Raw genomic sequence first — 21,193 nt, forward strand, 5'->3', positions numbered from 1 at the left:
AGACCGCTTTCCCGATCGCGGCCAATCCATCGGAAACCTCTCGCATGTCCACCCTCGCGCTTCTCGGTATTGGTGCCGGCAGCATTGCCCTGCTGCTTCTGCTCATTGTTCGCTGGAAGGTCCACGCCTTCGTCGCCATGATGCTGGTGAGCCTTCTGGTGGCGCTGGCCACCGGCATGCCCACGGGCGACATCATCGGCACGCTGGTGGCCGGCATGGGCGGCACGCTGGGGTCGGTGGCGATTCTGGTGGCGCTGGGCGCCATGCTTGGCCGCATGATCGAAGTCTCGGGCGGTGCCGCCAGCCTGGCCAACCGCTTCACGCAACTGCTGGGGCCGACGCGCGTGCCCATGGCGCTCACGGCGTCGGCGCTGGTGCTGGCGATTCCGGTGTTTTTCGACGTCGGCTTCATCATCCTGGTGCCCATCGTCTACGGCTTCTGCAAGGCGGCGGGCGTCAACCCGGTGAAGTTCGGGCTGCCGGTGGCGGGCATCATGCTGGCCACGCACGTCGTGGTGCCGCCGCACCCGGGCATCGTGGGCGGTGCGGCCATCGTGCAGGGCGACATCGGCTGGATCACGCTGATCGGCCTGGGCATCTGCATCCCGCTGGCGGTGCTGGCCCAGTATGTGTCGGGCTGGCTCAACCGCAAGGGTTACGCCATGCTGCCGGCGACGGCGGAGCAGTTCGCTGCCTTTGGCAGCAGCGAAGAAAGCGCCGCCTCGGCGAAGCGCCAGACGCCCGGCGTGGGCACCGTGCTGGCGCTGATCCTCATCCCGCTGCTGCTGATCATGGGAGGCACCACCGGCGCCACCGTGCTGCCCAAGGGTGACGCGCTGCGCAATCTGCTCGGCTTCATCGGCTCGCCCATCTTCGCGCTGATGGTCGCCGTGGGCCTGGCCATGTTCCTGCTCGGGCGCCAGCAAGGCTGGAGCCGGGACCGCACCAACGCCGTCATGGAGTCCGCGCTGCCGCCGGCGGCGACCGTGATCCTGGTGACCGGTGCCGGCGGGGTGTTCGCCAAGGTGCTCACCGCCAGCGGCATCGGCGTGGCGCTGTCGCAGAGCCTCGCGGCGACGCAACTGCCGCTCATCCTGCTGGCCTTCTGCATGGCGCTGGCCCTGCGCGCCGCGCAAGGGTCGGCGACCGTGGCCATCATCACCACCTGCGGCCTGCTCAGTGACGCGATCACCGGCGGTGGCTATTCGCCCGTGCAGGTGGCGCTGCTCACGGTGGCCACCGGCTTTGGGGCCCTGGGCCTGTCGCACGTCAACGATTCGGGCTTCTGGATCGTGACGCGCTACCTCGGTCTGAGCGTGGGCGATGGCCTGCGCAGCTGGACCGTGCTGACCACGGTGCTCGGCCTGGCAGGCTTTGCCTTCACGGCCCTGCTCTGGGTGGCCGTCGCCTGACCTGTTTTCCCTGCGTACGAAAGACCTTGTCATGACCCAACCTTCCGTCGGCATCATCGGCCTGGGCGCCATGGGCGCCGGTATTGCCAAGACCCTGCGCCAGAACGGCTTCCCTCTCCATGTGTGCGACGTGCGACCCGGTGTCGCCGAGGCCTTCGCGGCCGGGGGCGGCACCGCCCACGCCACCCCGGCCGCGCTGGCGGCGGTGAGCGATGTGGTGGTGTCGGTGGTGGTGAACGCCGCGCAGACCGAAAGCGTGCTGTTCGGCGAGCACGGCGCTGCGGCCGCCATGCGCCCAGGCAGCACCTTCGTGATGTGTTCCACCGTGGACCCGAACTGGTCCGTGGCGCTCGAAGCGCGGTTGAACGCGCTGGGCCTGCATTACGTGGACGCGCCCATTTCGGGCGGCGCGGCCAAGGCCGCCTCGGGCCAGATGACGATGATGACCTCGGCCAAACCCGAGGCCTATGCCGCTGCCAACGCCGTGCTCGACGGCATGGCCGGCAAGGTGTACCGCCTGGGTGATGGCGCGGGCGCGGGCAGCAAGGTCAAGATCATCAACCAACTGCTGGCCGGTGTGCACATCGCCGTGGCCGCCGAAGCCATGGCCCTGGGCCTGCGCGAAGGCGTGGACGCGGCGGCGCTGTACGAGGTCATCACCCACAGCGCCGGCAACAGCTGGATGTTCGAGAACCGCATGGCCCACGTGCTGGCGGGCGACTACACGCCGCTGTCGGCGGTGGACATCTTCGTCAAGGACCTGGGCCTGGTGCTGGACACCGCGCGCGCCAGCAAATTCCCGCTGCCACTGGCGGCCACGGCGCACCAGATGTTCATGCAGGCCTCGACCGCCGGCTTCGCCAAGGAAGACGACAGCGCGGTGATCAAGATCTTCCCCGGCATCACGCTGCCCGAAGGAAAGGACAAGGCATGACGCGCGCACTGCTGGGCTGCATAGCCGACGACTTCACCGGCGCCACCGATCTGGCCAACAACCTGGTGCGCGCCGGCATGCGCGTGGTGCAGGCCATGGGCGTGCCCACGGCCCCGCTCGATACCGAGGCCGATGCCGTGGTGGTGGCCCTCAAATCGCGCACCATTCCGAAGGACGAAGCCATCGCCCAGTCGCTGGACGCGCTGCGGTGGCTGCAGGCGCAGGGCGCCGAGCAGATCTACTTCAAGTACTGCTCCACCTTCGACAGCACGGCCGCAGGCAACATCGGCCCCGTGACCGATGCGCTGATGCAGGCCCTGGGCACCGACTTCACCATCGCCACGCCCGCCTTCCCCGACAACAAGCGCACGGTGTTCAAGGGCTACCTGTTCGTGGGCGACGTGCTGCTGAACGAGAGCGGCATGCAGAACCACCCGCTCACGCCCATGACGGACCCCAACCTCGTGCGCGTGCTGCAGGCGCAGACACCCAGCCGCGTCGGCCTGATCGACCACGCCGTGGTGGCGCAGGGCGAGGCGGCCATCCGCGCGCGCATCGACCAGTTCAAGGCCGAGGGCGTGCGCATGGCCGTGGTCGACGCGGTGTCCAACGCCGACCTGCTGCGCCTGGGCCCGGCGCTCAAGGGCCTGCCCCTGGTGACCGCCGGTTCGGGCGTGGCCATCGGCCTGCCGGGCAACTTCGGCGTGGCGCCCAGCCACGAGGCCGCCCGCCTGCCCGCGCCGCACGGGCTGCAGGCCATCGTGTCGGGCAGCTGTTCGGTGGCGACCAACCAGCAGGTGCTGCACTTCATCCAGTCCGGTGGGCCGGCGCTGGCCATCGACCCGCTGCGCATCGCCGCCGGCGTGGACGTGGCCGGCGAAGCCCTGGCCTGGGCCGAAGGCCACATTGGTCAAGGCCCGGTGCTGGTGTATTCCACCGCCGAGCCCTCGGCCGTGCGCGCCATTCAAGGCAAGCTGGGCTCTGAAAAGGCCGGTGCCCTGGTGGAGGACACCATCGCCGCCATCGCCCGCGGCCTGGTGCAGCGCGGCGTGCGCCAGCTCATCGTGGCCGGGGGTGAGACCTCGGGCGCCTGCGTGCAGGCCCTGGGCATCACGCAAATGCGCATCGGCGCGCAGATCGACCCGGGCGTGCCGTGGTGCCACGCCGTGGCGCCCGATGCCACGGACGGCCTGCACATCACCCTGAAGTCGGGCAACTTCGGCAGCACCGACTTTTTCACCAAGGCTTTTGCACAATCGCAGGCATGAGCACCGCCACCGCCTTCATGGACGAAGCCCCGGCCCGCGCCGAGATCTGCCGCGTGGGCCGCAGCCTGTTCGAGCGCGGCTACGTGCACGCCACGGCCGGCAACATCAGCGTGCGGCTGGCCGACGGCTACCTCATCACGCCCACCGACGCCTGCCTGGGCACGCTGGCGCCCGAGCGCCTGGCGCGGCTGGATGCGCAGGGCCAGCAAACGGCGGGCGACCGCGCCAGCAAGACCATCGCGCTGCACCGGCAGATCTACGACGCCACGGCGGCGGCCGGCCAGCCGGCGCGCTGCGTGATCCACACGCACAGCACCCAGCTCGTCGCCTGCTCGCTGGCGGCCGACGGCGCCGCGGGCGGCCAACTGGCGGACGACGCCGAGCTGCTGCTGCCCATCACGCCGTACTTCGTCATGAAGGTCGGTCGGGTGCCGCACATCGCCTACCACCGGCCGGGCGATCCCGCCGCGGCCGAGGCCGTGGCGCGCACCATCGCGCGCCATGCGGCGCAGGGCCGGCGCCTGCGCGCCGTGATGCTGGCGCGGCTGGGCCCCAATGTCTGGCACGACACGCCGGCCGAAGCCATGGCCGTGCTGGAGGAGCTGGAAGAAACCGCCCACCTGCACCGCCTGAACCCCCATGTGGCGCCGCTGTCCGAAGCCCGGATCGACGAGCTGCGCCAGGTCTTCGGCGCCAGCTGGTGACGGCCGGCGGACCGCTTCGCTGATCCCCGACCGCACCGCCCGAACCGCACCGCGCCAGGAGCCTTTGTGACCGACCGCGCCGCCGACCCGTACCCGACGCCCCGGCAGGCCGAATGGGGGGTGAGCGACTTCCGCTTCCACACCGGCGAAGTCCTGCCGGCGCTGCGGCTGGCCTACACCACGGTGGGCGATCCGGCCGGCGAGCCGGTGCTGGTGCTGCATGGCACCAACGGCTCGGCCGAAGCCCTGCTGACCCCGGCCTTCGCCGGCACGCTGTTCGGGCCCGGCCAGCCGCTGGACGCGCGCCGGCACTTCATCGTGCTGCCCGATGCGATCGGCACCGGCCGCTCCAGCAAGCCGTCCGACGGGCTGCGCACCGCGTTCCCCGCCTACAACTACGACGACATGGTGCGGGCGCAGCACCGCCTGCTGACCGAGCACCTGGGCATCCGCCACCTGCGTGCCATCGTGGGCTACTCCATGGGTGGCATGCACACCTGGTTGTGGGCGCAGCACCACCCGGATTTCATGGACGTCGCCGTGCCCTTGGCCGCGCTGCCGGCCCCCATGTCGGGCCGCAACTGGCTGCTGCGGCGTCTGGTGATCGACGCCATCCGCCACGACCCCGCCTGGCAGGGCGGCCACTACACGCAGCAGCCGCGCAGCCTGCAGGTCGCCTCGGTGTTCTACGGCCTGGCCACCAACGGCGGTCATCTCGGCCTGCAGCAGCTCGCGCCCACGCGGGCTGCGGCCGATGCGCTGCTCGACCAGCGCCTGCAGTCGCCGTTCAAGGGCGACGCGAACGACCACCTCTACCAGTGGGAGGCCTCGCGCGACTACGACCCGGAACCCGGCCTGGACCGGATCACGGCCCGCGTCCTGGCCGTCCTGTCGGCCGACGACGAACGCAACCCGCCCGAACTGGGTGTGCTGGAACGGGCCACCGCCCGCATCCCGCACGCCGAAGCCCTGGTGATCCCCACCGGGCCCGACACCACCGGCCACGCCACGCTGGGCCAGGCGCGCTTTTACGCGCAGGCCTTGGCCCAGGTGCTGGCCACCGCGCCCCGGCGCTGAACCCTGTTTCAGAAGAGGAAACCCCATGCCCCGTTTTGCCGCCAACCTGTCCATGCTCTACAACGACGTGGATTTCCTTGACCGTTTCGCCGCCGCCGCCCGCGACGGCTTCCAGGCGGTCGAATACCTGTTTCCGTACGCCTATCCGGCGCCAGAGCTGGCCGAGCGCCTGCGCGCCCACGGCCTGCAACAGGTGCTGTTCAACGCCCCGCCCGGCGACTGGGACGCGGGCGAGCGCGGCCTGGCCTGTCTGCCTGGCCGCGAGGCCGAGTTCCGCGCCGGCATCGCCCAGGCGATCGAATATGCGCAGGCCCTGCAGTGCCCGCGCATCCACGTCATGGCCGGCCTGGTGCCCCAGGGCGCCGATGCCGCGGCCGTGCGCGCCACCTACATCGCCAACGTGCGCCACGCGGCCGAGCAGGCTGCGCCGCACGGCATCCGCATCCTGCTGGAGCCCATCAACGGGCGCGACATGCCGGGCTTCTTCCTGAGCCGCCAGGACCAGGCCCACGCGCTGGTTGCCGAGATCGGCGCCACCAACGTGCAGGTGCAGATGGACCTCTACCACTGCCAGATCGTCGAAGGCGACCTGGCCATGAAGATCCGCCAGTACCTGCCCACCGGCCGCGTCGGCCACCTGCAGATCGCCGGCGTGCCCGAGCGGCACGAGCCCGACGTGGGCGAGCTGAACCACCCCTACCTGTTCCGGCTGCTCGACAGCCTGGGCTACGACGGCTGGATCGGCTGCGAATACCGCCCGGCGCGCGGCGCCGCGCCCCACGCCACCAGCGACGGCCTGGGCTGGCTCAAGCCCTGGCTGTAAAAGAAAACGGCGCCCCGCAGGGCGCCGTTTTTTTATCTCCTCGGCTCCGTGTGATCGTCAGGCCGCAGCCTTCACCTTCAGGCGCCAGGCGTGCAGCAACGGCTCGGTGTAGCCGCTGGGTTGTTCCTTGCCCTTGAACACCAGGTCCAGGGCGGCCTGGTAGGCCTTGCTGGTCTTGGCGTTGCCCGCCATCGGCTGGTAGAGCTTGTCGCCGGCGTTCTGCTTGTCCACCTTGGCGGCCATGCGCTCGAAGGTTTCGCGCACCTGCTTTTCAGTGACGACGCCGTGCAGCAGCCAGTTGGCCACGTGCTGGCTGGAGATGCGCAGCGTGGCGCGGTCTTCCATCAGACCGATGTCGTTGATGTCGGGCACCTTGGAGCAGCCCACGCCCTGGTCGACCCAGCGCACCACGTAACCCAGGATGCCCTGGATGTTGTTGTCCATCTCGGCCTGCTTCTCGGCGGCGTTCCAGTTGGCCTCGGCGGCCACGGGCACGGTCAGCAGGCCGGTCAGCAGGGTTTCGCGTTCCTTGTCGGCCTTGATCGTTTCCAGTTCCTTCTGCACGTCGGACACCAGCACCTGGTGGTAGTGCAGGGCGTGCAGCGTGGCGCCGGTGGGCGAGGGCACCCAGGCGGTGTTGGCGCCGGCCTTGGGGTGGCCGATCTTCTGCTTCATCATCTCGGCCATGAGGTCAGGCATGGCCCACATGCCCTTGCCGATCTGCGCCTTGCCGCGCAGGCCGCAGGACAGGCCCACCAGCACGTTGTTGCGCTCGTAGGCCTGGATCCAGGCGCTGGTCTTCATGTCGCCCTTGCGGATCATCGGGCCGGCCCGCATGGCGGTGTGCATCTCGTCGCCGGTGCGGTCGAGGAAGCCGGTGTTGATGAAGGCCACGCGGCTGGCGGCGGCGGCGATGCAGGCCTTGAGGTTGACGCTGGTGCGGCGTTCCTCGTCCATGATGCCCAGCTTGACGGTGTCGGCCGGCAGGCCCAGCACCTGTTCGACGCGGCTGAACAGCTCGGCGGCGAAGGCCACTTCGGCCGGGCCGTGCATCTTGGGCTTGACGATGTAGACCGAGCCCTTGCGCGAGTTGCGGATGGCGTCCTTCTTGCCCTTCTTCAGGTCGTGGATGGCGATGGTGGTGGTCACCATCGCATCCAGGATGCCTTCGGGAATCTCTTTGCCCTCGGCGCCCCACAGGATGGCGGGGTTGGTCATCAGGTGGCCGACATTGCGCACGAACATGAGCGAGCGGCCGTGCAGGCGCACGGTCTTGCCGTTCGGGCCGGTGTACTCGCGGTCGGCGTTGAGGCCGCGGGTCAGGGTCTGGCCACCCTTCTCGAAGGACTCGGTCAGCGTACCCTGCAGGATGCCCAGCCAGTTGCTGTAGGCCAGCACCTTGTCTTCGGCGTCGACCGCGGCCACGGAGTCTTCCAGATCGAGAATGGTCGACAGCGCGGCCTCAACCACCAGGTCGCTCACGCCGGCGGCGTCGGTCTTGCCGATCGGGGTCTCGGGGCGGATCTGGATCTCCAGGTGCAGGCCGTGGTGCTTGAGCAGCACCGCCGAGGGCTTCTTGGCTTCGCCCTGGAAGCCGATGAACTGGCTCTTGTCGGCCAGCTTGCTGGTGCCGCCTTCGGCCAGGCTCACCACCAGCTCACCGTCCTTGTTGACCTTGTAGCCGGTGGAGCCGACGTGCGAACCCTTCTTCAGCGGGGCGCAGCGGTCGAGCACGTGGCGCGCGTAGTCGATGACCTTGGCGCCGCGCTTGGGGTTGTAGCCACCCTTCTTGCCGACCTTCTCGCAACCTTTGTCTTCCGAGATCACATCGGTGCCGTACAGCGCGTCGTACAGGCTGCCCCAGCGCGCGTTGGCGGCGTTGAGCGCGTAGCGGGCATTGAGGATGGGCACCACCAGTTGCGGGCCGGCCTGCGTGGCGAGTTCGTCGTCCACATTTTTGGTCGTGGCCTTGACCTTCTTGGGTACGGGCACGAGGTAGCCGATCTCTTCCAGGAAGGCGCGGTAGGCGGCCTGGTCGGCCACCGGGCCCGGGTGGGCGCTGTGCCACTGGTCCAGCGCGGTCTGCAGGCGGTCGCGCTCGGCCAGCAGGGCGGCGTTCTTCGGTGCCAGGTCGGCCACGATGGCGTCGAAGCCCTTCCAGAACGTGGCGCTGCTCACGCCGGTGCCGGGCAGCACACGCTGCTCGATGAAATCGTAGAGCTCGGTGGCGACCTGCAGGCCGTGAAAGGGGGTGCGCGCGGTGGTGGCGGTCATGGGAAACCTCGACGGATGAAAAAGGTGGTGTGGGGCGGCCGGCTGGTGGCCGCCGTGCGGGAAGGGCGGTGCGGGGCCACAAGGCGGCGCGCGCACGGGAGCTTCGGGCACCCTGATGTTATTCGATACCTCGATCGGTATTAAGTAACTGCATTTCTCTGGGGCTGTGACTGAAATGGATGTAATGAAGGGCGGTGCCCGCCTTCGTACCCGCATGGCGCAGTACAGTGCGGGCTGCCGGGTTCGCGCAGCAACGCCATGACGACAGACACAGAGACACATACCCCCCCATCCTCCAAGCACGCACTGCCCCTGGCCGGGCTGCGTGTGGTCGAGTTCACGCACATGGTCATGGGCCCCACCTGCGGTCTGGTGCTGGCCGATCTGGGGGCCGAGGTCATCAAGGTCGAGCCGCTGGACGGCGATCGCACGCGCTTCCTGCTGGGTGCCGGGGCGGGTTTTTTCCCGATGTTCAACCGCAACAAGAAGAGCATCGCCATCGACCTGCACACGCCCGAAGGCGCCGAGGTGGCGCGGCGCCTGGCCGCCAGCGCCGACGTGGTGGCCGAGAACTTCAAGCCCGGCACCATGGCCAAGTACGGGCTGGACTACGCGGCGCTGTCGGCGGTGAACCCGCGGCTCATCTACGTGACGCACAAGGGCTTCCTGCCCGGCCCCTACGAGCACCGCACCGCGCTCGACGAGGTGGTGCAGATGATGGGCGGGCTGGCCTACATGACCGGGCGCCCGGGCGACCCGCTGCGCGCCGGCACCAGCGTCAACGACATCATGGGCGGCATGTTCGGCGCCATCGGTGTGCTGGCCGCGCTCATCCAGCGCGGCATCACCGGCCGGGGCCAGGAGGTGCAGAGCGCGCTGTTCGAGAACAACGTGTTCCTGGTCGGCCAGCACATGCTGCAGTACGCCATGACCGGCCAGCCCGCCGCGCCCATGCCGGCCCGCATCAGCCCCTGGGGGCTCTACGACGTGTTCACCGTGAAAGACGGCGAGCAGATCTTTCTGAGCGCGGTCAGCGACGCGCAGTGGGCCACCTTCTGCCAGGCGCTGGGGTTTGCCGATCTCCAGAGCGAGCCGCGCTACGCCGACAACAACCGGCGCGTGCAGGAACGGCCCACGCTGCTGCCGCTGCTGCGCGAGCGCCTGGCGGGCTGGCGGGCGGCCGACCTGGCGGCCCTGTTCGAGCGCGTGGGGCTGCCTTACGCGCCCATCCGCCGGCCGGAAGAGCTGCTGGACGACGAGCACCTGCTGGCCACCGGCGGGCTGGCCGACATGACGCTGCCCGACGGTGAGCGCGCGGGCCAGACCGCCAAGGCCACCTTGCTGCCATTCACGCTGGATGGGCAGCGCCTGGGGGTCTACCGCAGCCCGCCGCCCCTGGGCGACGCCACCACCGAGCTGTTGTCGGCCCTGGGCTACGACGCCGCGGCGCAGGCCGCGCTGCGCAGTACCCGCGCGGTGGGCTGATGGCGCTGTCGCCCTCGGTCTGTGACCGATTGGGTGGGAATAGGGAGGTTTTCTGATTGATTTGTGTCTCGATAGGCTCTAATCTGCCGGCGTGGACAAATTCAAGCAACTGGAGACTTTCGCGGCCGTGGCCCTGCGCGGCAGCCTGACCGCCGCCGCCAAGGCCGAAGGCGTGGCGCCGGCCATCATCGGGCGCCGCCTGGACGCGCTGGAGGCGCGCCTGGGCGTCAAGCTCATGGTGCGCACCACGCGCCGCATCACGCTCACCCACGAAGGCAGCGCCTTTCTGGAGGACTGCCAGCGCGTGCTGACCGATCTGGCCAATGCCGAAGCCAGCGTGAGCGCGGGCGGCGTCAAGGCCAGCGGCCACCTGCGGCTGACGGCCCCGGCCGGATTCGGCCGCCGCCACGTGGCGCCGCTGGTGCCCCGTTTTCGCGAACTGCACCCGGAGGTGACGATCTCGCTGAACCTGAGCGACCGGGTGGTCGACGTGGCCGGCGAGGGCTACGACTGCGCCGTGCGCGTGGGCGATCTGCCCGACTCTTCACTGGTCAGCGTGCGCCTGGCCGACAACCGGCGCCTGTGTGTGGCCACGCCGCGTTACCTCCAGCAGCATGGCCGGCCGCAGACGCCAGCCGATCTGGTGCGCTTCGACTGCCTGACGCTTTCGTCCGACGCCTCGCAGACGCGGGGCTGGGCCTTCGCCATGCCGCGCGACGCGGACGGGGGTGGTGCCGGCGCGCGCGAGCTGGTCTACCTGCGCCCGGGCGGTCCGCTGGACTGCTCCGACGGGCAGGTGCTGCGCGAATGGTGCCTGGCCGGTTACGGCATCGCCTGGCGCAGCACCTGGGAGGTGGAGTCCGACATCGCGGCCGGGCGTCTGGTGACCGTGCTCGACGACTACGCCGCACCGCCCAACGGCATCTACGCGCTGTTCCCGCAGCGCAAGCACCTGGCGCTGCGCGTGCGGCTGTGGATCGACTTTCTCAAACACCACTACGCACAGCCCGATTTCTGGGGCAGCGCCGCGCCGGTGGCCGGCGCGGTCTGAGCGTCATTCGGGCTGGATGCCGGCGGCGCGGATCACCTCGCCCCACTTTTTCGACTCGGCGGTCTGGAACTGCGCCAGCGCTTCGGGGCTGCTGAAGGTCACCTCGCCGCTGGTCTTGGCCTGGAAGCCCTTGACCTCGGGCGCCTCCGAGGCCTTGGCGAAGGCTTCGTTCAGGCGCTGCACGATCGCCGGGGGCAGGCCGGCCGGTCCGTAGATGGCGAACCAGAAGGTCATGTCGTAGCCCTTGACGCCCGCCTCGGCCACCGTCGGCACGTCCGGCGCCGCGCCCAGGCGCGTGGCACCGCTGGCGGCCAGCGCGCGCAGCTTGCCGCCCTGCACCTGCGGCACGGCGGTGGGCGCGTCGGCAAACATGAAGTCGATCTGCCCGCCGATCAGGTCGGTGATCGCCTGCGGGTTGCTCTTGTAGGGCACGTTGGTGATGTTGACGCCGGCCATCTGCTTGAGCAGTTCGCCCGCCACCTGGCTGGACGAGGAGCCGCTGCCGAAGTTGAGCTTGCCCGGGGTCTTGCGGGCCGCAGCCAGCAGATCGGCCAGCGACTGGTAGGGCGCGTTGGGCTGCACCAGCAGCAGCATCTGGCCTTTGGCCAGCAGCGCGATCGGGGTGAAATCCTTGACCGGGTCGTACGGCAGCTTCTTGAACAGGTGCGGATTGGCGACCTGCGTGGTGTTGGTCGTCATGAACAGGGTGTAGCCGTCGGGCGCGGCCTTGGCCACCTGCTGCGCGGCGATGAAGCCGCTGGCGCCGCCCTTGTTGTCGACCACCACCGGCACCTTCAGGTGTTCGGCGATGGCCTGGCCGTAGATGCGCGCCGACTGGTCGGTGCCGCTGCCGGCCCCGAATGGCACCACGATGGTGATGGACTTGCTGGGATAGGCCTGGGCCCAGGCCTGGGGCACTGCGAGCAGCGCAGCGGCGCTCAGGCCCAGGGTGATGGCAAGCCGGCGGTGCAGGCGGGTTTTTGTCATGGTGTGGTCTCCTGTCGGGGTGGAACGGGGAAAAGGGACGCCTCGTGGCGGGCGTTGTCGGCACCGAGCTGCGGCGCGAGGCCGCGCGCCAGCGGCCGCTCGCCGTCGATGCGCAGGGGCAGCGCGGTGAGGGTGACGTCGGCGCCCGCCACCGAGGCCTGCATGCCCAGGGCCTGCACCTGCGGGTGCGCCAGCGCTTCGGGCACCGAATGCACGGGCGCGCAGGGCACGCCGGCGGCTTCGAAGCGGTCGGTCCAGTCGGCGCGGGTGTGGGCGCGCAGGAGCGGGGCGAGCTGCTCGAACAGCGCCGCCTTGTGTTGCAGGCGGGCGCGGTTGGTGGCGAAGCGCGGGTCGTCGATCCAGTCCGGCCGCGCGAGCGCGTGGGCCAGCTTGGCAAACAGGCGGTCGTTGCCGCAGCAGATCAGCAGCGGTCCGTCGGCGGTGTCGAACGCCTCGTAGGGCACGAAACCCGGGTGGCCCGAACGGTGCCGCAACGGCAGTTGGCCTTCGTTGGTCCAGGCATCGCTCTTCTGTGCGTTCCAGGCCAGCGCGGTCTCCAGCAGCGATGTGGTCAGCAGGCCGCCGCGGCCGGTCTGTGCCCGCCGGTGCAGCAGGGCCAGCACGCCGATCACCAGCCACATGCCCGAGCCCTGGTCGCACACCGACGCGCCCGAACGCATCGGCGGATCGCCCTCGCCGCCGTTGGTGCTCGACAGGCCGCTGAATGCCTGCAGCAGCGGTTCGTAGCCAGGCCGCATGGCCATCGGGCCGATGGGGCCGAAAGCCGAAATCTCGCCGTAAATCAGGCGGGGGTGGCGCGCGCACAGGGTGGCGCCGTCGATGCCCAGGGCCTCGGGCACACCGGGTCGCAGGTTGTGGATGAAGACGTCGGCCTGCGCCGTCAGGCGCTCCAGGTGCGCGCGGCCGGCTTCGGTCTTGAGGTCCAGAGCGACCGACTGTTTGCCGCGGTTGAAGATGTGGAAATTGAGCGCGTCGCCGTGCCGGAAGGCCGGGCCCATGCGGCGCGCGTCGTCGCCGCCTTCGGTGCGCTCGATCTTGATTACCTCGGCCCCGAGGTCGGCCAGGATGGCGCCCGCAAACGGCCCCGCCAGCACCTGCCCCAACTCCAGCACACGCACGCCGTCAAGCACGCCGGCCATACCGATCACCCATGGGTCTTGTCTCCTGTGTCTTTCGGGCGAGTCTAGGCAGGCGGTATTGATCTGGGAAGCGATACATTCCTATTTCTGTGATAACCAAACCGGATCAATCGGATGCGCATCGATCTCAGCGTGCGGCAACTGGAAGCCTTTGTGCAGGTGGCCACGACCGGCAGCTTCCGCCAGGCCGCGCTGCAGCTCGGGCAGTCACAGCCGGCGCTCAGCAGCGCCATCCGGCGCGCCGAACAGTCGCTGGGCGCGCGTCTGTTCGACCGCGACACGCGCCATGTGCGCATCACCGCGACGGGGCAGGAACTGCTGCCCATCGCGCGCCGCGTGTTGCGCGACTTCGATCACGCGCTGGGGGACCTGGGCGAGTTCATGGCCGGGCGCAGCGGCCGCGTCACGGTCGCCGCGCTGCCGTCCACCAGCGTGTCGCTGGTGCCGCGCGCCATGGCCGCTTTCCTGCGCGCACACCCGCAGGTGTCGCTGTCGCTGGTCGAGGCGCCGGCCGACGCGCTGCTGGCGCTGGTGGAGGAGGGGCGCGCCGACTTCGGGCTGAGCGTGCGGCCGCAGCCGCGCCAGCGTCTGCAATACCGCCACCTGCTCGACGACCCGTTCGTGCTGCTGTGCCGCCGCGACGATCCGCTTGCTGCACGCACGTCGGTGCCTTGGTCGGTGTTCGCCACGCGCCCGTGCCTCGTGAGTGCGCCGCACAGCAGCATCCGGCAAATCACCGACGCGGCCTTTCTGCGCCTGCGCAGTCCGGTGCGGCCGCTGATGGACTTTCCCAGCGTGGCCGCCTGCGGCGCCATGGTGGGGGCGGGCCTGGGTGTCGCCGCCCTGCCGGTGCTGGCGCTGGAGCTGGTGAACATGGCCGAACTGGCTGCGGTGCCCCTGGCGCGGCCGGGGGTGACGCGGCCCATCGGACTGGTCACGCGCGTGGGGCGCTCGCTGCCGCCGGCAGCCCGCGCCTTCATGGACAGCCTGATGCCGGACGCCCCCGCGTCTGGCCCTGCGTGAGCGGGGGCGCCAGGGCGTGGCCGGTGTGCGCCAATCCGGTGCTTTACATTACATTACGAACTTTTTTTGGGGAGGACCGAATGCAGTGGATGGATATGCGCAAAGCGCTCGCTGGCCTGTGTGGTGTGGTGCTGGCCGCCTGCGGCGGTGGCGGCGGGGATGGCGGTGGGGTGACCGACTCCAAGCGCTACGACAACCAGCCCCAGCTCACCCTCCCGGCCGCCACCGTGTTGTGCGAAAGCCAGGGCATGACGCCCAAGATCGTGAACGGCACGGCGTGTGTGGCACCCGAGGCATCGCCGGTCGTGCTGTTGGTGATCCAGGAGCCTTCCGGGGCGACGTCGGCCTGTTCCGGGGTGCTGGTGACGCCCACGGCGGTGGTGACCGCTGCCCACTGTGTCGAAGGCAAGATCTCGCGCATCGTTGCGGCGCAGTGGAAGGGTGACGGCACGGCCGACCCGATCGACGCCAGCAGTTGGGTGCCGCACCCGGGGTATTCGTACACCGACGGGCGTCTGCTCAACGACCTGGGCGTGGTGCATCTGCGCAGCCCGCTGTCGAACCCGACCATGCCGGTGCTGACCAGCCAGCGTCTGTCGACGGGCCAGTCGGCCTACATCTCGGGCTGGGGCCGCCCGTCGTACGAGCTGTCGGTGGGGCTGGTCCGGGTCGATTACGTCGAGGATTCCCGGGCCGGGTTCGTGTTCGATGAAAAGCTCAGCAACACCTGCATGGGCGATTCCGGTGGCCCGATGTACCGCGTGATCAATGGGCGCGCCGGTGTGGTGGGGGTGACTTCGGGGGGCACGTCGGCCAACTGCGCCGTGGGCGAATGGTCGGTGTTCACCAACCTGCAGGCCGGCTCGATGATCGACTTCCTGCGCGGGCAGATTCCGGGCCTGCCGGAAATGTGAGGCCGTCCCGCCTCAGCCGGAGCGGGGCTGGCTGAGCGCGGCGTACAGCGACGGTCGCCGGTGGGGACGCTGGTCGTGCGTCAGCGCCGTGCGGCGTTGTTCGGCGGCCAGGGTGACGGTCTGCAGGGCCTCCCCCCGCCCGGCGGCCAGCAGGGCGCGGCCATCCGGGCCGCACACCCGGCTTTCACCGCCATACACCGTGGCGCCCTCGGCGCCGCAGGCGTTGGCGTAGGCCACGAACAGCCGGTTCTCGCAGGCGCGCGCCGGCACCAGGATTTCCGGGACCTCGTCGAAGCCGGTCATGTTGGCGGTGGGGACCAGCACCGCATCGGCGTCCTGCAGCGCGAGCGCACGCACCGTTTCCGGAAACTCCACGTCGTAGCAGATCAGCAGGCCCAGCGTCCAGCCGCGCCAGGCGAAGGTCGTGGGGGCGGTTTCGCCCGGGCTGAACTGTTCGGCGTCGAGCGCGCCGAACAGGTGGCTCTTGCGGCCGTTCGCCAGCCGCTGACCGTCGGCGCCGATGGCTTGCACCGCGTTGAACGGCCGGCCCTGCGGATGGCGCTCGGGATACCCGTAGACGATGGCCAGGCCGTGGCGGCGCGCGATCACGGCCACAGCCTGGGCCAGTGGGCCGTCGGAGGCTTCGGCGAGCGCGGCCACCCGCTCGGCGCCGATGGCATAACCCGTGAGCGACATTTCCGGGCACAGCAGCCAGTCGGTGCCTTGTGCTCGGGCCTGTGCCGCTGCGGCGTCGAGCCGGCGCAGCGCTTCGGCGGTGCCGCCTGACGGTGGCGCATAGGGCGTTTGCCAGAGCGCGAGGCGCAGGTCGTGGTCGGGCGCGTTCATGGCGGCACGGTACGCGAAGGTGGCGGGGGCGGCAAGGCGGTGGGGCCGCGCGTCAGTCCGGCAGCGCGACGGGCCCGATGGCGGGATAGTGCTCGCCCGGCCCCGGATTGTCGGCCGGGCATTGGCCACCGAACTGGTGTGCGATGCCCCAGACCGCGTTCAGCGCCGTCTGCACCGCGCCCTCCACCCAGGCCGGCGTGAAGGAGATGTCGTCGCCGGCCAGAAAGATGCCGCGTTCGGCGGCCGGCAGGCCGTCCTGCATGAAGTGGCCATACATGCGCTGGTTGTAGCGGTAGTGGCCGGGCAGGGCGCCCTTGAAAGCGCCCAGGAAGTAGGGGTCGGCTTCCCACGAGATGGTGATCGGGTCGCCGACGATGTGGCTCGCAATGTCCACGCCGGGGTAGATCTTGCGCAGCGCGTCGAGCGCGAGCTGCACACGCTTTTCAGGCGGGTGCGGCAGCATCTTGAGCGCGTCGCTCATCCAGGCGTAGGAGAGACACATCACGGCGGGCTGGTCCGGCCCGTTGTCGAACAGGTAGGTGCCGCGCGTGAGCCGGTCGGTCAGCGTCATGCTCAGCGTGTCGCGACCGGTGGCGGGGTCCACGTCTTTCCAGAAGGGGCGGTCGACCATGACGAAGGTCTTGCTCGACTGCATGTAGCGGGTGCGGTCCAGCGCCATCCACAGCTTTTGCGAGAACAGGCTTTCCTGCACCGCGATCTGGGTGGTCAGCAGCCAGCTCTGGCAGGTCACGAGCACGGCGGGGTAGGTGCGCTCGCTGCCCCAGGTGTCGGTCACGGCGATCCGGCCATCGCTGGCGCGGCGGATGGCGGTCACGCCCGGCCGCGTGGCGCCACCGTGCAGGCTGGCGAGCGTCGTGCCGAGGGGCCAGTGCGCGATGGAGGCCGGTGCGTGTTGCCACAGGCCCAGCGGTACCTGCTGCGCGCCACCCACGATCAGGTGCTGGTTTTCGTCGCAGCCGGTCAGCACCACGCGCAGGATTTCCAGCAGGGTGTTGGGGAAGTCCGAGTCCCAGCCGCCGGTGCCGAAGCCGACCTGGCCGAAGATTTCACGGTGGCGGAACGACAGCTTCGAAAACGCCGCCGACTGCGCCACGAAGTCGTAGAAGGTGCGGTCGTCCCACAGCGGAACGAGGGCGTTCCACAGCGCTTTCAGGCGGGGCACATCGCGCTCGCGCAGCGCCTGCTGCAGGCCGGAAAAACCCAGTTCTTCCAGCGCGTCGTTCCAGGCCGCGGCCACCTCGCGGAACACGGGCGGCAGTTCCTCCAGCGACCGCGCGTAGTGCGTCTGGCCTTCGAGGTCGATCACCGTGCTGCCGGCGGCGGGCGTGAGCGGGTTGGGAAAGGGGCGGGTCTGCAGGCCCAGCAGGTTCACGTAATGAAAGAAGGCGGTGGACGATGCCGGGAAGCGCATGCCGCCGAGTTCGGCGATCACGCCCTGGCCCCCTTCAAAAGCCTGTGATCGCAGGCGCCCGCCCATGCGCGAGGCTTCGTGCAGCACGGGCCTGAGCCCGAGCTTCATGAGTTCGTAGGCCGCCACCAGCCCGGCGACGCCGGCGCCCACGACCGCCACTTCTGTGCCATGTGCTGCCTCGGGCAGCGTGGCCAGGCCCCGGGGGTGCCGGAGCCAGTCGTCGTAGGCAAAGGGAAAGTCCGGCCCGAACAGGGTGACGGGGGCGTTGGCGGGGCGGGTGGGGCGCATGGAGCGGCTTTCTCAGAACAGGCTGCCGACCAGCACGGCGGCCGTGCCCCACATCATCAGGGCCACGGCACCGTCGAGCGCGCGCCAGATGCGCAGCGCGTTCAGGCGCCGGCCCAGCCAGAACGCGGCGGTGCCCAGCAGCAGGAACCAGACGATGGAGCCCGTGACCGCGCCCAGGCCGAAAACGGTGCTGCCCTGGCCGTAGGCCAGCGATGCGGTGCCGATCAGCACGGCGGTGTCCAGCCAGGCGTGCGGGTTCAGCCACGAAAAAGCCAAGGCCGAGAGCACTGCTTGGCGGCGCGAGACGTTCGCCCCCTGCGCGGCACCGTCGCCGATGGCGGTGGCCGGGCGGGCTGGCTGGCGGAAGCGCTGGAAGGCCTGCCAGCCGTAGACGCCCAGGAACAGCACGCCGGCACCGATCAGGGCGCCTTGCAGCTTGTCCGACAGGCCGCCCAGCTGGGCGAGCCCGAGCACGCCCAGCGCAATGAGGGCCATGTCGGCCAGTGCGCACACCGCCACGGTCAGCCACAGGTGCTGGCGCTGCAGGCCCATGCGCAACACGTGCGCGTTCTGCGGGCCGATGGCCATGATGAGCGACAGGCTCAGCACCATGCCGGCGGTGAAGGTGGGGAAGGCGAGGGTCATGGGGTCTTCTCGGCGGTGGATCGCGGTTTGATGTGGCCGGGAGTGTGCAGGGCGACAGCTTTCTTTTAAACAGAGTTAACTTAAACTCTGATCAGTCAATAAAAATTAAACAGAATGCTCGACGCCCGCCAACTCGAAGCCCTGGCTGCCGTGGCCGAACACGGCAGCTTCGGGGCGGCAGCCCAGGCCCTGTCGCTCACGCTGGCGGCGGTGTCGCTGCGCATCAAATCGCTGGAAGCGGCGCTCGGTCAGCGCCTGCTGGTGCGCGGCAAGAGCGTGCGCGCCACGGCCGCGGGGCAGGCGCTGCTGGCGCACACCAAGCAGGTGCGGCTGATGGAAGCCGACCTGCTGGCAGGCCTGCAAGGAGGGGCGCCGGTGCGCGCTGGCGCGGCCTGGCAGAGCCTGAGCGTGGCGATCAACGCCGACTCGGTGGCGAGCTGGTTCCTGCCCGGCGTGGCGCCGTTGCTGCAGCGCCACCGGCTGTTGCTGGAAATCCTGATCGACGACCAGGACCATACGCACGACGCGCTCAAGAGCGGCGACGTGATCGGCTGTGTGACCACACTCGCCGATCCCATGCGCGGCTGCGTGGCCGAACCGCTGGGCGTGATGCGCTACCGCTGCGTTGCGGCGCCGGCGGTGGTGGAGCGCAGCCGCACGCCGCGTGGGGCGGTGTCGCCGCACCGGCTGCTGGCGCATCCGGCGATCATCTTCAACCGCAAGGACGCGTTGCAGGACGCCTTCCTGCTGCAGCACTTCGGGCTCAAGCAGCCGCACTATCCGCGCCATTACGCGCCCGCGGTCGAAGCGTTCGAGACCGCCATCGAACTCGGTCTGGGCTGGGGCATGGTGCCCGAGCAGCACCTGGCGCAGAGACCGGCGCTGCAGGAAGTGCTGCCTGGTGCGACGGTGGATGTGGCGCTGTTCTGGCAGCACTGGGCGCGCGAGCCGGCGTCGGCGCAGCGCCTGACGGCGGCGGTGAAGGCCGCCGCGGCCAAGCACCTGCATCCCTTTGGGCCGCACGGAGAGGCATAGAGGAAATCGGCCGCCCTTTCGGGCACGCCCCAATCCCTCTCACTCTCAGCCTCTGCGCTCGGTGCCGGGCGCGTTCATGCGTGCAGTTGCCGGCCACCGCCGAACGACCAGTTCTCCCAGGCGGTTTCCTGCAGGACGACCATGACCTGTTCCGTGTCGATGCCCAGGGCGTCCAGGCGCTGCATGAGGTCGGCGAGCAGGGCGCGTTTGATCCGCACGCTGCGGCCGACCGACCAGAGGATCTCGATCAGCAGGGCGTCGTCGGTGCGCGGGCGTGGCAGGTCGGGGTACCAGGGGTCCATGTGCGCGTCGGCGGCCTCCAGGGTGAATACGCGCTGAAAGCGGTCCGCCTCCGGGATGCCCGCCTGGACCAGTGCCGCGTGGATGGCGTCGAGCACCGCCTGTTTGAACACCGCCGGCCGGCGTTGTCGCAGGGTGAGGGTGACCAGGGGCATGGCGGCGGCTTTCAGGAGGCCAGCAGGTGCTGCTGCCGGCGCTCCAACCGGGCCTGCAGGCGCCGGGTGCTGCGCATCAGGCGGGCGTTGGCGTCCAGTTGCACGCGGGTCCACATGCTGTCGGCCTGGCGCCAGAGGCCGTCGAGGTGTTCTCGCCGCTCGTGCTCGGCCTGGTGGCGCTGGGCCGCCAGGTCATGGGGGTCGGTGTGGAAGAGGGGCATGTCCGTCTCCAGAAAAAGGATGGATTGACTCTATGTGCAATGCCAGAAGCCGGAAACGGTGATTTGGATGAATAGGTATTGCAAAATAAGCAAAACCAAGCCGGAAAACCCCATGCACCTCGATCTGGACGATGCGGCCCTGTTTCTGCGGGTGGCCGAACTGGGCTCGCTCTCGGCAGCGGCGCGCGAGCGCCACGTGCCCGTGAGCCAGGTGTCTCGGGCGCTGGTGCGCATGGAGGCCCAGTGCGGCGTGCGCCTGATGCACCGCACCACCCACGGCCTGAGCCTGACGGACGAAGGCGACACCTTCGCAGCGCACGCGCGGCGCCTGGTGGATACCCGCGACGAGCTTGCCGCGGCCTTGCGCCTCAAGCGCGCCGGGCCCAGCGGCTGGGTCCGGGTCGCGGTCAGCCCGGTGCTGGCCGAAACCGTGATCGCGCCCAGCCTGCCCGCGCTGTACGACACCCACCCGCAGTTGCAGGTGGAGGTGCTCGCCGACGACCGCATGAGCGACATGGCGCGCGAGGGGGTGGACATCGCCATCCGCACCGGCACGCCGGCCGGCGACCACCTGGTGGCACGCCGCATCGCCGAGCATGGCCGGCGCCTGTGCGCCGCGCCCGCGTACCTGCAGCGCTTCGGGGTGCCGCAGCATCCCGACGACTTGGCCCGCCACCGGCTGATCACCAGCACCTCCAGCCCGGTGCTCAACCGCTGGCCGTGGACGCCGCAGGCAGGGCGCCCAGCGGGAAGCGTCTACGTGGCCCAGGGCCACACGCGCAGTGACAACACCGCGGTCACGCTGGCGCTGGCGGTGCAGGGCGTGGGCATCGCAAGGCTCAACGACCTGCTCAGCCGGCCGCATCTGGCCAGCGGTGCGCTGGTGCCGGTGCTGGACGACTGGTTCGAACGCGACCGGGTGCCGATCTACGCGGTCATGCTGCCCGAGCGGCACCGCCTGCCCAAGTTGCGCGCCTGTATCGACCACTGGGCCCGCTGGCTGTCCGGTCCTGAGGGGGTCGGCGCCGCCGGGGAGGTCTGAGTAACCGTCTTGGAAGTCAAGCGCTGTGAAGCGATTTGTCCCAAGGTTTGCCAGTTCGGACCATGGCATTGAGCGTGGTCAGCAGCTTGCGCATGCAAGCGACCAAGGCGACCTTGG

20 protein-coding genes and 1 pseudogene are annotated in these 21,193 nt (G+C 69.8%); 12 read left to right on the forward strand and 9 right to left on the reverse strand.

Annotated elements, in window-relative coordinates:
- Positions 1-44 precede the first annotated feature (44 nt).
- The 6 genes from L0977_RS08915 (at position 45) to otnI (ending at position 6,218) form a co-directional block, all read left to right on the forward strand.
- Complete coding sequence (locus L0977_RS08915) at positions 45-1,412, forward strand: GntP family transporter (RefSeq protein WP_234264506.1); 1,368 nt, start codon at positions 45-47, stop codon at positions 1,410-1,412.
- Between the two features lie 31 nt (positions 1,413-1,443).
- Entirely contained in the window at positions 1,444-2,346 is a 903-nt protein-coding gene (gene ltnD / locus L0977_RS08920) for an L-threonate dehydrogenase (RefSeq protein WP_234264507.1), read from the forward strand.
- On the forward strand, positions 2,343-3,614 hold the full coding sequence (gene otnK, locus L0977_RS08925) for a 3-oxo-tetronate kinase (RefSeq protein WP_234264508.1): 1,272 nt from the start codon (positions 2,343-2,345) through the stop codon (positions 3,612-3,614). Before ltnD ends, otnK begins: the two co-directional genes overlap by 4 nt.
- A 17-nt stretch (positions 3,615-3,631) precedes the next feature.
- Positions 3,632-4,318 carry a class II aldolase/adducin family protein gene (locus L0977_RS08930; protein WP_234264529.1) on the forward strand — a complete coding sequence of 229 codons (687 nt, stop codon included), beginning with the start codon at positions 3,632-3,634 and terminating at the stop codon, positions 4,316-4,318.
- 66 nt (positions 4,319-4,384) lie between these two features.
- Positions 4,385-5,395, forward strand: coding sequence for an alpha/beta fold hydrolase (locus L0977_RS08935; protein ID WP_234264509.1), 1,011 nt, complete (start codon positions 4,385-4,387; stop codon positions 5,393-5,395).
- A 25-nt stretch (positions 5,396-5,420) separates the two neighbouring features.
- The gene (otnI, locus tag L0977_RS08940; protein WP_234264510.1) at positions 5,421-6,218 is read left to right on the forward strand and encodes a 2-oxo-tetronate isomerase; all 798 of its coding nucleotides are present in this window, start codon (positions 5,421-5,423) and stop codon (positions 6,216-6,218) included.
- Positions 6,219-6,275: 57 nt separating this feature from the next.
- Here the strand turns inward: otnI and L0977_RS08945 are convergent, their stop codons facing one another.
- Positions 6,276-8,492: a malate synthase G gene (locus tag L0977_RS08945; RefSeq protein ID WP_234264511.1), complete on the reverse strand. Its 2,217-nt coding sequence runs from the start codon at positions 8,490-8,492 to the stop codon at positions 6,276-6,278.
- Between the two features lie 258 nt (positions 8,493-8,750).
- On the opposite strand from L0977_RS08945, the gene L0977_RS08950 reads away from it, so the two are divergent.
- Both L0977_RS08950 and L0977_RS08955 read left to right on the forward strand, forming a co-directional pair.
- On the forward strand, positions 8,751-9,977 hold the full coding sequence (locus tag L0977_RS08950; RefSeq protein WP_234264512.1) for a CaiB/BaiF CoA transferase family protein: 1,227 nt from the start codon (positions 8,751-8,753) through the stop codon (positions 9,975-9,977).
- A gap of 91 nt (positions 9,978-10,068) precedes the next feature.
- Entirely contained in the window at positions 10,069-11,028 is a 960-nt protein-coding gene (locus tag L0977_RS08955; protein WP_234264513.1) for a LysR family transcriptional regulator, read from the forward strand.
- 3 nt (positions 11,029-11,031) lie between these two features.
- Here L0977_RS08955 and L0977_RS08960 read toward each other — a convergent pair whose 3' ends face one another.
- A complete protein-coding gene (locus L0977_RS08960; protein ID WP_234264514.1) occupies positions 11,032-12,015 on the reverse strand; it encodes a Bug family tripartite tricarboxylate transporter substrate binding protein in 984 nt (327 codons plus the stop codon).
- Entirely contained in the window at positions 12,012-13,175 is a 1,164-nt protein-coding gene (locus L0977_RS08965) for a CaiB/BaiF CoA transferase family protein (protein ID WP_234264530.1), read from the reverse strand. Before L0977_RS08965 ends, L0977_RS08960 begins: the two co-directional genes overlap by 4 nt.
- Positions 13,176-13,289: 114 nt before the next feature.
- Here L0977_RS08965 and L0977_RS08970 point away from each other — a divergent pair, with 114 nt between their 5' ends.
- Together L0977_RS08970 and L0977_RS08975 are read left to right on the forward strand one after the other, a co-directional pair.
- Entirely contained in the window at positions 13,290-14,198 is a 909-nt protein-coding gene (locus tag L0977_RS08970; protein ID WP_234264515.1) for a LysR family transcriptional regulator, read from the forward strand.
- 89 nt (positions 14,199-14,287) lie between these two features.
- A complete protein-coding gene (locus tag L0977_RS08975; RefSeq protein ID WP_234264516.1) occupies positions 14,288-15,112 on the forward strand; it encodes a S1 family peptidase in 825 nt (274 codons plus the stop codon).
- A gap of 12 nt (positions 15,113-15,124) precedes the next feature.
- Here L0977_RS08975 and L0977_RS08980 read toward each other — a convergent pair whose 3' ends face one another.
- Genes L0977_RS08980 through L0977_RS08990 form a run of 3 tightly spaced genes read right to left on the reverse strand, consistent with a single transcriptional unit; the run spans position 15,125 to position 18,323 of the window.
- Positions 15,125-15,958: a carbon-nitrogen hydrolase family protein gene (locus L0977_RS08980; protein WP_234264517.1), complete on the reverse strand. Its 834-nt coding sequence runs from the start codon at positions 15,956-15,958 to the stop codon at positions 15,125-15,127.
- 52 nt (positions 15,959-16,010) lie between these two features.
- Positions 16,011-17,678: a flavin monoamine oxidase family protein gene (locus tag L0977_RS08985; protein WP_234264518.1), complete on the reverse strand. Its 1,668-nt coding sequence runs from the start codon at positions 17,676-17,678 to the stop codon at positions 16,011-16,013.
- 12 nt (positions 17,679-17,690) lie between these two features.
- Positions 17,691-18,323, reverse strand: a complete 633-nt coding sequence (locus L0977_RS08990) for a LysE/ArgO family amino acid transporter (protein ID WP_234264519.1) — start codon at positions 18,321-18,323, stop codon at positions 17,691-17,693.
- Between the two features lie 114 nt (positions 18,324-18,437).
- On the opposite strand from L0977_RS08990, the gene argP reads away from it, so the two are divergent.
- The gene (gene argP, locus L0977_RS08995) at positions 18,438-19,358 is read left to right on the forward strand and encodes an HTH-type transcriptional regulator ArgP (protein WP_234264520.1); all 921 of its coding nucleotides are present in this window, start codon (positions 18,438-18,440) and stop codon (positions 19,356-19,358) included.
- A 74-nt stretch (positions 19,359-19,432) separates the two neighbouring features.
- On the opposite strand, the gene L0977_RS09000 is transcribed toward argP, so the two are convergent.
- Both L0977_RS09000 and L0977_RS09005 read right to left on the reverse strand, forming a co-directional pair.
- Complete coding sequence (locus L0977_RS09000; RefSeq protein WP_234264521.1) at positions 19,433-19,813, reverse strand: tautomerase family protein; 381 nt, start codon at positions 19,811-19,813, stop codon at positions 19,433-19,435.
- Between the two features lie 11 nt (positions 19,814-19,824).
- Positions 19,825-20,034: a hypothetical protein gene (locus L0977_RS09005; RefSeq protein WP_234264522.1), complete on the reverse strand. Its 210-nt coding sequence runs from the start codon at positions 20,032-20,034 to the stop codon at positions 19,825-19,827.
- 112 nt (positions 20,035-20,146) lie between these two features.
- On the opposite strand from L0977_RS09005, the gene L0977_RS09010 reads away from it, so the two are divergent.
- Positions 20,147-21,076 carry a LysR family transcriptional regulator gene (locus tag L0977_RS09010; RefSeq protein ID WP_234264523.1) on the forward strand — a complete coding sequence of 310 codons (930 nt, stop codon included), beginning with the start codon at positions 20,147-20,149 and terminating at the stop codon, positions 21,074-21,076.
- A gap of 16 nt (positions 21,077-21,092) precedes the next feature.
- Here the strand turns inward: L0977_RS09010 and L0977_RS09015 are convergent.
- Positions 21,093-21,193 (reverse strand): annotated as a pseudogene (locus L0977_RS09015) (IS110 family transposase); the annotation flags it as partial.

This window comes from Hydrogenophaga sp. NFH-34 (assembly GCF_021401345.1).
Classification (GTDB): Bacteria; Pseudomonadota; Gammaproteobacteria; order Burkholderiales; family Burkholderiaceae_C; genus Hydrogenophaga; species Hydrogenophaga electricum.

Bases quoted from the DNA above. Each gene is read 5' to 3' on its own strand.
- L0977_RS08915 (WP_234264506.1), top strand. From the start codon at position 45: ATGTCCACCCTCGCGCTTCTCGGTATTGGTGCCGGCAGCATTGCCCTG.
- ltnD (WP_234264507.1), top strand. From the start codon at position 1,444: ATGACCCAACCTTCCGTCGGCATCATCGGCCTGGGCGCCATGGGCGCC.
- otnK (WP_234264508.1), top strand. From the start codon at position 2,343: ATGACGCGCGCACTGCTGGGCTGCATAGCCGACGACTTCACCGGCGCC.
- L0977_RS08930 (WP_234264529.1), top strand. From the start codon at position 3,632: ATGGACGAAGCCCCGGCCCGCGCCGAGATCTGCCGCGTGGGCCGCAGC.
- otnI (WP_234264510.1), top strand. From the start codon at position 5,421: ATGCCCCGTTTTGCCGCCAACCTGTCCATGCTCTACAACGACGTGGAT.
- L0977_RS08945 (WP_234264511.1), bottom strand. From the start codon at position 8,492: ATGACCGCCACCACCGCGCGCACCCCCTTTCACGGCCTGCAGGTCGCC.
- L0977_RS08950 (WP_234264512.1), top strand. From the start codon at position 8,751: ATGACGACAGACACAGAGACACATACCCCCCCATCCTCCAAGCACGCA.
- L0977_RS08960 (WP_234264514.1), bottom strand. From the start codon at position 12,015: ATGACAAAAACCCGCCTGCACCGCCGGCTTGCCATCACCCTGGGCCTG.
- L0977_RS08965 (WP_234264530.1), bottom strand. From the start codon at position 13,175: ATGGCCGGCGTGCTTGACGGCGTGCGTGTGCTGGAGTTGGGGCAGGTG.
- L0977_RS08970 (WP_234264515.1), top strand. From the start codon at position 13,290: ATGCGCATCGATCTCAGCGTGCGGCAACTGGAAGCCTTTGTGCAGGTG.
- L0977_RS08975 (WP_234264516.1), top strand. From the start codon at position 14,288: ATGGATATGCGCAAAGCGCTCGCTGGCCTGTGTGGTGTGGTGCTGGCC.
- L0977_RS08980 (WP_234264517.1), bottom strand. From the start codon at position 15,958: ATGAACGCGCCCGACCACGACCTGCGCCTCGCGCTCTGGCAAACGCCC.
- L0977_RS08985 (WP_234264518.1), bottom strand. From the start codon at position 17,678: ATGCGCCCCACCCGCCCCGCCAACGCCCCCGTCACCCTGTTCGGGCCG.
- L0977_RS08990 (WP_234264519.1), bottom strand. From the start codon at position 18,323: ATGACCCTCGCCTTCCCCACCTTCACCGCCGGCATGGTGCTGAGCCTG.
- argP (WP_234264520.1), top strand. From the start codon at position 18,438: ATGCTCGACGCCCGCCAACTCGAAGCCCTGGCTGCCGTGGCCGAACAC.
- L0977_RS09000 (WP_234264521.1), bottom strand. From the start codon at position 19,813: ATGCCCCTGGTCACCCTCACCCTGCGACAACGCCGGCCGGCGGTGTTC.
- L0977_RS09005 (WP_234264522.1), bottom strand. From the start codon at position 20,034: ATGCCCCTCTTCCACACCGACCCCCATGACCTGGCGGCCCAGCGCCAC.
- L0977_RS09010 (WP_234264523.1), top strand. From the start codon at position 20,147: ATGCACCTCGATCTGGACGATGCGGCCCTGTTTCTGCGGGTGGCCGAA.